The following is a 3,274-nucleotide window of genomic DNA, read 5'->3' as shown; positions in this document are numbered from 1 at the left end:
GTTAAATGATTGATCATTTTTAGAATTGGTGACTTTACAGTTGAAATGCATCATTTGGCACTTTCAGATATGATGGAGACCACTTAAAAGGAATCATTATGCAAGACGTTATTGATATATCTTGGTGGCAGTTATTGTTCTTCAGCTCACTTCTCTTGCTACCTATTACCATCAACCACAAGTTAAAACTCGGCCTTGGCAAAGAGGCTTCTGTCAGCATAATCCGTATGGTTATTCAGCTATTTCTAGTGGGACTTTACCTAGAATACTTGTTCACCTTAAATAGCTTATGGGTCAATTTACTGTGGCTATTTGCAATGATCATCGTTGGGGCAAGCTCAATTGTTGAAAAATCTAGGCTCTCCAAAAACCTACTTTTAGGTCCTATAGCCGTTAGCCTTGCTGTAACTTGTGTACCTATTGTCTTGTTTATCTGCTTTTTCATCATTAAACCGACACCGGTTTTTAACGCACAGTACCTTATCCCTATTGCAGGGATGCTGTTAGGTAATAGCTTAAGCAGTAATATCGTGGCATTGCAGAACTTGTTTGGGGCTTTTGAAACGCAGAAATCAGAGTACGAAGCGGCTATCGCTTTGGGCGCATCTCCTTCCTATGCAGCCGCGCCTTTTGTTCGTAATGCGATACAGAAAGCGATGTCACCAATTATGGCCTCTATGGCAACTACAGGCTTAGTCACGCTACCGGGAATGATGACAGGACAGATCTTAGGAGGTGCATCACCGATGATTGCGATTAAGTATCAGTTGATGATCATGTTAGCTATCTTCGTGATGATGAGCTGCTCTTTAGCACTTGCACTTCAGCTCTCATTGAAGACATCTCTTACTAAAGAAGGCCGAGTTCTCGCGCAAATACAGCCTTCGAAATAGCCTCCCTACCCCACTTAGATCTGGTTACTCACTGAATTTGAGACAGGTTATCCACAGAAATTGTGGATAACCAAATCAATATAGATCCTTTTTTGTCCATTCCCACCTAGGGAAAGATCATTACCTTTGATCTTTGGGTGTTTTCAAAGACATATACACACACGGTGATCATCGCTATTGAGCGTTCACATGATAATTTAAGAAATGAATAAGTAGGTTTTCCACAAATAAAAACGGCCTGCAATGCAGACCGTCTTTTAAATGTCATAAGTCAGTTCAGTGTTTTCACTGAGTCCAAGTTACCCAGTTAACTCGTAAACTGGATTAACCGTGTAATCGGAATTAATCACGAAACCTTTGCTTGGTGGATCACGCCACCCTTATTAGTCACGTAGGTAGATCAACCAGTACCACATACCAACAAAGATACCACCGCCAATGATGTTACCAATGGTAACGGGCAGCAAGTTGTTCATCAAAAAGTCCATCATGTTCAGATCAACGTAGTCCGCAGGGTTAGCGCCTGTCATTGTCCAAAATTCTGCGGGAGCAAATGTTTTGATACCGATAGCTAAAGGGACTTGGAACATGTTGGCAATACAGTGCTCAAAACCGGCTGATACGAACATCGCCACAGGTAAAATCATAACTGCGATTTTGTCAGTCAGTGTACGTCCACTAAACGTCATCCATACCGCGATACAAACCAACACATTACACATGATGCCAAGCGCGATAGCTTGGATAAAATCATGGTGCATTTTGTGTTGGGAAATCGCCATGGCATTCAAACCCACTTGCCCATGATCGAACATGTACTGTTTAGTCAGAAGCATACAGGCCACCAGCAGCAATGCACCAATTAAGTTACCGACATAAACCGTGGTCCAGTTCTTAACTAATGTACGCCAGGTAATCTTGCCACTTGCGCGAGCAACAAGCGTCAACACCGAGCTGGTAAACAGTTCACCACCAGTAACAACAACAAGGATTAATCCTAAGCTAAAAGCTAGACCACCCAATAAGCGAGTAATACCCCACGGTAAATCACCAGCACCGGTAGTCACGATAGTGTAGAACACAAACGCGATACCAATATGTATGCCGGCAGAAATCGCTAGGAGAAAAGATTTGATTGGATCTTTGGTTGCTTTACCTACGCCAATATCTGCAGCGCGCTCAGCCATTTGTGGCGGTAATAATGAGTCGAATTGGTTTAGATTCATGATGATTTACATTTTGAAACATGTCGTCGGGAGCGCGATAATCCTCTCTTTCATTTCTGAATTCAAGAGCTATTTTAAGCTCGAAATGCCTCTCACAACCCTGTTGAAAGGAATTAGTCCAAGTTATTCCAAATTCATACGACTTTAGTAGTAAAAATAAAACTCTGCTGAATGATTAGTTATCAGCATAGAAAATAACACATCTATAAATATCAACAAGTTACGTTAAAACACAAAGAATAACGTACACTATAATGACTCAATGAACACTTTTGTTTTCAGATTTTGACATAGATCAACAGAACGTAAAAAAGCGCCCTTAGGCGCTTTTAACTCAATCACAAATAAAGAAATTAGTCTTACTAAACCGAAGGTTCAACCATTTCTTCTAATGATTGTTCGAGAGATGCATCCTCTAGGCTAGATTCAACACTAGGAAGAATCACATCAGAGTCACTTTCGCTGGCAACTTTACCACCTAAGCTTTTCAAACTATCCACTAACTCTTCTAGGCTCTTTATATGAGCATCACTCTTGGTAACCTGATCATCTAACAATTGGTTGTGCTTGGTCGCTTCAACCAATTTCTGTGTTTGTTTCTGATTCTCACTTTCTAACTTAGCGAGTCGCTCAGTCAAAGTTTTAATCTCTGACTTTAATGACGCCGTCATGTCTGAGCCTTGCAGCGCTTTAACACTCGCTACAATTTTTTGAGACTGAAGGCGCAATACAACATCACGGTGATCTTCATCATTAACCACTCGTGAAATGCTCAATAACTGATTCTCGGCATTTAAAACCGATTGTTCAAATTTGTCACCTTTAATACTTGCGAGCACTTTAACTTCATGAGCAACACTGCGCACGTGGTTTAATTCGAACTCTGCAGCGTGAACTGCGTCTTCAATGATCGACTTTTCACGGGGACTGGCTTTCACTTGGCTTTCTGCCAAAGCAATTTGAGATGCCGCTTTAGCAAACGTCAGTGGAACAACGTCGTCGAAATCTTCATCTTCCAAGAACTCCAACTCATCCTTCAAAGGTTCGATGTACTTCTTGTGGGCCACTTTAACTTCTAACAAACTCGCGTTATTAAGAAACTCTACCTGTGCTTCCTGAGCATCTTCAAGTTCGTCAACCAGCACATACTCAAAC

Annotated in this window: 2 protein-coding genes and 1 pseudogene; 1 reads left to right on the top strand and 2 read right to left on the bottom strand. The window is 41.4% G+C overall.

All coding sequences use genetic code 11. The features are described from left to right. Window positions 1-98: 98 nt before the first annotated feature. On the top strand, window positions 99-893 hold the full coding sequence (locus AB4653_RS24190; RefSeq protein ID WP_102257841.1) for an ABC transporter permease: 795 nt from the start codon (window positions 99-101) through the stop codon (window positions 891-893). A gap of 383 nt (window positions 894-1,276) precedes the next feature. On the opposite strand, the gene focA is transcribed toward AB4653_RS24190, so the two are convergent. Together focA and AB4653_RS24180 are read right to left on the bottom strand one after the other, a co-directional pair. Beyond that, the gene (gene focA / locus AB4653_RS24185) at window positions 1,277-2,119 is read right to left on the bottom strand and encodes a formate transporter FocA (protein ID WP_009848790.1); all 843 of its coding nucleotides are present in this window, start codon (window positions 2,117-2,119) and stop codon (window positions 1,277-1,279) included. A 362-nt stretch (window positions 2,120-2,481) separates the two neighbouring features. Then, a pseudogene (locus AB4653_RS24180) lies at window positions 2,482-3,274 on the bottom strand (ATPase); the annotation flags it as partial.

The sequence above is a fragment of the Vibrio sp. 10N.222.48.A3 genome, assembly GCF_041475345.1.
GTDB classification, from domain to species: Bacteria; Pseudomonadota; Gammaproteobacteria; order Enterobacterales; family Vibrionaceae; genus Vibrio; species Vibrio tasmaniensis_A.
The sequence above is the reverse complement of the archived record's forward strand: the minus strand, read 5'-3'. Positions and strand labels throughout refer to the sequence as shown.

What these genes read in the sequence shown, in the direction of transcription:
- AB4653_RS24190 (WP_102257841.1), top strand. Translation starts at nt 99, where the DNA reads ATGCAAGACGTTATTGATATATCTTGGTGGCAGTTATTGTTCTTCAGC.
- focA (WP_009848790.1), bottom strand. Translation starts at nt 2,119, where the DNA reads ATGAATCTAAACCAATTCGACTCATTATTACCGCCACAAATGGCTGAG.